This window comes from Candidatus Albibeggiatoa sp. nov. BB20 (assembly GCA_016744725.1).
Classification (GTDB): domain Bacteria; phylum Pseudomonadota; class Gammaproteobacteria; order Beggiatoales; family Beggiatoaceae; genus Albibeggiatoa.
In genome coordinates, this window is the sequence record JADGDW010000202.1 from 1 (window position 1) to 6,764 (window position 6,764).

Consider the following 6,764-nt stretch of genomic DNA (forward strand, 5'->3'; position numbering starts at 1 on the left):
GTTTTGATTAGAGTATTTTTGTAGAATACTGCATGAGATGCTACAGAGCCCTATTTAATAAACTTAGAATCCATCACCTATAACCAACTGGAATATATTATAAAAAAAATGTCTTACGGTCTTAGCTTTATTACTGCTGAAAATTTGTATCAGCATGTTAAAGAAACAGTTGATAAATATCGATTTCAGATTGATCCAATTAAGCTTACATTAATTTAATGTCACATCATGAAGTTTCTCCTGTCCTATTAGCTGATATTCTGTCTGTATCAAATGCCACAGTAGAAAAATGGGCGAAATCAGGACGTATCCAACCATTAGCCAATGGATGTTATGCACTCTCCGATTTAATCGAATTTCCCCAAATTAAACAGATGCTCAATTCTCAATGGGACACGGAGCTTAATGTTAAGCCAACGAGAAAATATCAATCTATTGAGTTATTTGCGGGTGTGGGCGGTTTAGCGATTGGTTTGGAAAAGGCAGGCTTTGAAGCCGTTGCCCTGAATGAAATTGATGCAGCCGCTTGCAATACATTACGTCATAACAGACCACAATGGAACGTATTACAAAGTGATATTAAAGAGATTGATTTCTCTGCATTTCAAGATATAGATTTTTTATCAGGCGGGTTTCCTTGCCAAGCTTTTTCCTATGCAGGCAATAAGTTAGGATTTGAAGACACACGTGGTACATTGTTTTTTGAATTTGCCCAAGCAATTAAAACCCTACAACCTAAAGTTTTTCTAGGCGAAAATGTCAGAGGGCTACTCTCACATGAGAAGGGGCGTGCTTTAGCGGCGATTAAAGATGTTATTGCAGAACTAGGTTATACACTGATTGAACCCACTGTTTTAAAAGCTATTTTTTATAAAGTGCCGCAAAAAAGAGAACGTTTATTTTTAGTCGGTATTCGTAATGATTTAGTGCCTTATGCACAATTTAGCTGGCCTGCACCTTATCATCGAGTCATGACTTTAAAAGATGGCTTAAAAGCAGGTGAATTATATCCTACTGATTGTCCAGAATCACAAGGGCAACATTATCCCTAACGTAAACAAGACATTTTATCTTTAGTGCCTCAGGGTGGATGCTGGGTTAATTTACCTGATGATCTTCAACGTGAATATATGCAAAAAAGCTATTTTCTTGGTGGTGGTAAAACGGGCATGGCGCGGCGTTTATCATGGGATAATCCGAGTTTAACCTTAACCTGTGCACCTGCTCAAAAACAGACAGAGCGTTGCCATCCAGAAGAAACACGTCCTTTGACGGTAAGAGAGTATGCAAGAATCCAAACATTCCCAGATGATTGGGTATTTATGGGTTCAATGGGCAATCAATATAAGCAAATTGGTAACGCCGTACCCGTTAATTTAGCTTATGCGGTGGGTCGTCGATTGGTTGCATTATTAAACCAAATTGAAGCAATGGAAGACTCGCAATATTCAACTTTAAGACAACACCCTGAGCAATTAAGCATGGGGATATAATTTAAGATAGTCAATTATCAATTGTAATCATTTGAAAAACAAAATATTTTATATATTAGTTGGGAATTTAAAATATATTAAAAAACAATCAGTTATAAAAAATGTCCAAGCCACTATAAAATCACTACAATTAGAAAAATGCCTTAATACATCCTTCATAACAGTTTTGCTATAATACGCGCCACTATGAAGACCACTGAGCAAGACATCTCCAAACATACGCCCGTCATGCAACAGTATTTACGGATTAAAGCTGAATATCCTGATATATTACTGTTCTACCGCATGGGCGACTTTTATGAACTCTTCTTCGAAGATGCCAACCGTGCAGGTGTTATCCTCGATATCGCTGTCACCAAACGCGGTAAAAGTGGAGGCCTCGATATTCCGATGGCAGGCGTGCCATACCATGCAATCGAACCCTATTTAGCCAAATTGGTGAAACAAGGCTATTCCGCTGTCATTTGCGAACAAGTCGGCGATCCTGCTACCAGCAAAGGGCCTGTCGAACGCCAAGTGGCTCGCATTATCACCCCCGGTACATTAACCGATGCAGCTCTGCTTGACGAACGTCAAGATAATATATTAGCCGCTGTCCATTATGAAAATAACCTATTTGGGATTTCCACGCTAAACCTATCCAGTGGCCGATTTACCGTCACCGAAGTTAATAGCGAATCCTTATTACACAGCGAATTAGTGCGCTTACAGCCCGCTGAATTACTGGTTGCAGAAGACTACACATTCACATTACCAAAATTTCCAATCCGAAAACAATCACCTTGGTATTTTGATATCCAAACCGCACAACGCCTATTAACTCAGCAATTTGGAATACAAGATTTAGCAGGATTTGGCTGTGACCATTTAACCACGGCGATTACCGCAGCAGGCTGTTTATTACAATATGCTAAAGAAACCCAACGCACCGCATTGCCGCATTTACAAGGCTTAAACTGGGAACGGCGCGAAGACAGCTTAATGATGGATGTGGCCACACGACGCAATCTGGAATTAGACAGTGGATTACAAGGCAAACAAGAACACACTTTAGTCAATGTTTTAGATCAATGCGCCACTCCTATGGGCAGCCGCTTATTGCGACGTTGGTTACATCGCCCATTGCGTAATACCGCGATTTTGAGCGCACGCCATCAAAGCATTGGTAAGTTACTAGAACAAAACACAATCAATGGCTTGTATAAATTACTGCGTAGCATTGGTGATGTGGAACGGATTCTGGCACGAATTGCGATTCGTAGCGCACGACCTCGTGATTTAACTCAACTACGTACCGCTTTGGGTTTGTTACCTGAAATTAAAAAACAACTGGCTTTACTGGAAACGGATTTATTGCAGGATATTGGTGAAAAAATCACCGTATTCCCCGAAATTCACACATTATTATGTCATGCGATTCTTGAAGAGCCACCGTTTTTAATTCGAGATGGGGGCGTGATTGCAAAAGGCTATAGCCCAGAATTAGATGATTTACGCCGTTTAACCGATGATGCGAGTGGTTATCTGAATGAATTGGAAATGCGAGAACGGGAACGTACAGGCATTCAAAATTTAAAAGTCGGCTACAACAAAGTGCATGGCTATTACATCGAAATCAGTCGCACCCAAAGCGATATTGTTCCTGATGATTATGTCCGTCGCCAAACCTTAAAAGCGGTTGAACGATTCATCACCAAAGAGCTTAAATTATTTGAAGACAAAGCCTTAAGTGCCAATGAACGTGCATTGCAACTTGAAAAGCATTTATACGAAGAATTATTAATCAAATTATTAGATTATTTAAAACCGTTACAAATCTGTAGTGCTGCATTGGCTGAATTGGATGTGCTCAATACCTTGGCAGAACGTGCTGATACTTTGAAATACAGCCCACCTGAATTTACCCATGACGAAGTGGTGCATATTGTCGAAGGCCGTCACCCTGTGGTGGAAGCAATCCAAGATATTCCGTTTATGCCCAATGATTTAAATTTGCATGATAATCGGCGTATGCTTTTGATTACAGGTGCAAATATGTCAGGAAAATCGGTTTATATGCGCCAAACAGCCCTTATTGTGTTATTGGCTCATATCGGTAGTTTTGTACCCGCACAGAAAGTGGTTTTAGGGCCAATTGATGGAATTTTTACCCGCATTGGAGCAAGTGATGATTTGGCAGGTGGTCGCTCTACGTTTATGGTGGAAATGACTGAAACTGCTAATATTTTACACAATGCCACTCGCAATAGTTTGGTGTTAATGGATGAAATTGGCCGTGGTACAAGCACGTTTGATGGCTTATCTTTGGCTTGGGCATGTGCTGAGCATTTATTGCAAAAATTGAATTGTTATACTTTATTTGCTACCCATTATTTTGAGTTAACCCGCTTGCCTGAGTTACATCAAGGAGTGATGAATGCACATTTAGAAGCGGTTGAAAAACAAGATAAACTGATTTTTCTACACGCAGTAAAAGAAGGGGCGGCCAGTCAAAGTTATGGTTTACAAGTCGCGTTGTTGGCAGGTGTTCCGAAAGCAATTGTCAGTCAAGCCAAAAAACGTTTGAAAATATTAGAAAAACAGCAACTCGGTGTGCCTCAACAAGAACAATTATTTTCAGCCGTGCCTATTGAAGATGAGCCTAAACCTATTTCACATCCCGTATTGGATACCTTGGCTGAAATCTCACCAGAAAATTTAACGCCACGCCAAGCCTTAGACCTTATTTATCAACTTAAAGAGTCGTTGTAATAATATTGAATGGTTCATACTTGTATCTCAGTTTTGGGCTATCTAAAAGAGCTTCGTTATAAATAATGGCAGCGGTGGAGTGTGAACCCTTTGTCATTGAGTTTTTTACTATTTTAAAGGCTGATGCAGAATCAAATAATGGCAGGTTTCACTTTGTTGGGTTCTGCTCAAGCTGAGTAAATAAGCACATTGGAATATTAAAATAATGTAGTATATATGCCGATATAGCATTAACTTAGTAACACGACTTCTTCAAGATATTTGACTGAATCCTTACTCACTTGAAAAGGACACCTAAATGGAACAGCAATCATTAGAACAGACAGTGCAAACCCTTGTTGCACACTTAAAACATAGTGAAAAACGTCATGAACGTTCACAACGCCAATTCCGTTTGATGAGCATCGTGTTTGCAGTATTCATGCTAGGCGTGGTCACCTTTGCATTTTTTCGGGTCGACTTTGTTGAAAAGGCAGAAGCCGCTAGCATTCTAGGTTCTCTCCAAATGGACATACAGAATCTTAATACTATTTTAGCCAATATGGCGGAACTGATGGCTGATGTGAACTCGCCTGAAGCAAAAGACGCAGTCAGCAAAATTGATGATATTATCAATGGTACACATCATATCTTAGTTGAGGCACAAGAAGAGAAAGATACCATCGTCAAAGCAATTACTCGAGTGGTTGCGGAAATGAATGAAATGACCCAGGATATGAAAGGGATGGCCAGTGATATGGGTCACATGCGTGGTAGCATGGATTCTATGGTAAACAATTTCACTGTCATGACCCGCGATGTACACATTATGTCTGTTGATATGCACCACATGTCTGCTACAGTCACACCGACAATGGGCAACATGAATAATTTTATGCGTTTTATTCCAAGTCCTTAAGATTTGCTTAGTCTTTAGTTCATGCTTAAACCCATGCCACAGCAATAAGTCGTTATTATTTTTAACATCTTAATGTTTGTGGTATTTCCAACAATACGTATTTTAGGCCAGTAAATTTGAGATGCTATCCAAAATAATGACAATAGATATTGAGCTAAAAACTTGAGTCTGACAACGAATAGCCCTATATTGCATTGCAGTTCAAAATGATAAAAATACCACTATGTTCAGTTTTCAATATCCTTGGTTTGCTCTGTTATTACCTCTACCAATCTTAATATGGTGGTTATGGCCACAACGCCAAGCCTCACATTTACCTCAAATCCGTATTCCTAATCTCGCTTTTGTGCAGCAGGCCTTTCAAGTCTCATCCGTAAGCCCCGTGCGTAATCGATGGCTTATTTTGCGTTGGCTATTACTGTGGCTAACTTGGATCAGTTTTGTATTTGCTGCAATGGCACCACAATGGGTAGACAAACAAATTGAAATCCGTCAATCGGGCTATGATCTGATGCTTGCAGTTGATTTATCAGAATCAATGTTGCAAGACGACTTTCGTTTAAGCCAACGCCAAGTTAGCCGTCTACAAGCAGTCAAAGTAGTACTCATACCCTTCGTAGATAAACGGGTTGGTGATCGGATTGGCTTAGTCTTATTTGCTGACCATGCTTATTTGCAATCGCCACTGACTTTGGACAATCAAGCCGTCAAAGCTTTTATTGAACGTGCGGCAATCGGGATGGCAGGCCAAAAAACCGCGATTGGTGATGCGATTGGTTTGGCAGTGAAAAAATTGCGTGAACGTCCTGAAGATTCCCGCGTTTTGATTTTACTCACAGATGGTGAAAATACTGCGGGGAAATTATCACCTTTGAAAGCAGCAGAAATTGCAAAACAGTATAAAATTCGGATTTATACCGTTGGTGTAGGACAAGTATCAGGGATTTTTGGCCGTGGATTTGATGAACAAACGTTACGCGAAATTGCCAAAATGACAGGCGGTGCATATTTCTCTGCCACTAATTTAAATGCGTTGAGTCAAGTATATAATAAGATTGATAAAAACTTACAAAAGACCGAAGCGGACAGCCGCATTTATTTGCAGCGTACACACCTGTATCGGATTCCACTTATTATTGGTTTATTCAGTCTGCTGGGTTTATATATTTTACGCTTAAAAGTGTATGAAGCAAATTAGCACGACTTAAATTAAGCTCTTCAGCTGGAATCCGCCATTCTGTATGGTTTTCACCACCCGCTTTGTTTGACTAATGCTAATTCAGCAACACCCATCGGTCGAAAAAGCGTAATGGTTTCCATATTACGGCCTTATTTTTCATCTAGCATTGATTTATGAATTATTTAACTAGATATTTATATTTTCTTTAATTAAAATGTTATTAATCTAGTCAATTTGGATTTAGACAAAAAGGAAAATATTATGTTTGCACATCGAATAGAAACAGTTATTTCTCAACAGGGTAGTCTTAATTTGGAGGCCTTGCCATTTTTGAAAGGTGATGAGGTTGAGGTCATTATCTTAAAAAAGTCTACGCAGAATAAAGTAGAGGACTTGGAGCAATTTTTTACTCAGTATCAAGCAGATTTAAGTGGATTTGCAT

The 6,764-nt window shown here is 39.5% G+C and carries 6 protein-coding genes; all 6 read left to right on the forward strand.

Annotated features, from left to right (window positions below; genetic code table 11):
• The first annotated feature begins 218 nt into the window (after nt 1–218).
• Nucleotides 219–1,052 carry a DNA cytosine methyltransferase gene (locus ABXH34_RS16790; RefSeq protein ID WP_353573037.1) on the forward strand — a complete coding sequence of 278 codons (834 nt, stop codon included), beginning with the start codon at nt 219–221 and terminating at the stop codon, nt 1,050–1,052.
• A gap of 78 nt (nt 1,053–1,130) precedes the next feature.
• Nucleotides 1,131–1,493: a DNA cytosine methyltransferase gene (locus ABXH34_RS16795; protein WP_353573038.1), complete on the forward strand. Its 363-nt coding sequence runs from the start codon at nt 1,131–1,133 to the stop codon at nt 1,491–1,493.
• A gap of 186 nt (nt 1,494–1,679) precedes the next feature.
• Nucleotides 1,680–4,244: a DNA mismatch repair protein MutS gene (gene mutS / locus ABXH34_RS16800; protein WP_353573039.1), complete on the forward strand. Its 2,565-nt coding sequence runs from the start codon at nt 1,680–1,682 to the stop codon at nt 4,242–4,244.
• A gap of 298 nt (nt 4,245–4,542) precedes the next feature.
• Entirely contained in the window at nt 4,543–5,142 is a 600-nt protein-coding gene (locus ABXH34_RS16805; protein ID WP_353573040.1) for a PilN family protein, read from the forward strand.
• A gap of 223 nt (nt 5,143–5,365) precedes the next feature.
• Entirely contained in the window at nt 5,366–6,340 is a 975-nt protein-coding gene (locus ABXH34_RS16810; RefSeq protein ID WP_353573041.1) for a vWA domain-containing protein, read from the forward strand.
• A 243-nt stretch (nt 6,341–6,583) separates the two neighbouring features.
• The coding region (locus ABXH34_RS16815; RefSeq protein ID WP_353573042.1) for a hypothetical protein at nt 6,584–6,764 on the forward strand (181 nt) is incomplete at its 3' end.

Coding starts and splice junctions, on each gene's coding strand:
- ABXH34_RS16795 (WP_353573038.1), top strand. CDS start 1,131: ATGCAAAAAAGCTATTTTCTTGGTGGTGGTAAAACGGGCATGGCGCGG.
- ABXH34_RS16810 (WP_353573041.1), top strand. CDS start 5,366: ATGTTCAGTTTTCAATATCCTTGGTTTGCTCTGTTATTACCTCTACCA.
- ABXH34_RS16805 (WP_353573040.1), top strand. CDS start 4,543: ATGGAACAGCAATCATTAGAACAGACAGTGCAAACCCTTGTTGCACAC.
- ABXH34_RS16790 (WP_353573037.1), top strand. CDS start 219: ATGTCACATCATGAAGTTTCTCCTGTCCTATTAGCTGATATTCTGTCT.
- mutS (WP_353573039.1), top strand. CDS start 1,680: ATGAAGACCACTGAGCAAGACATCTCCAAACATACGCCCGTCATGCAA.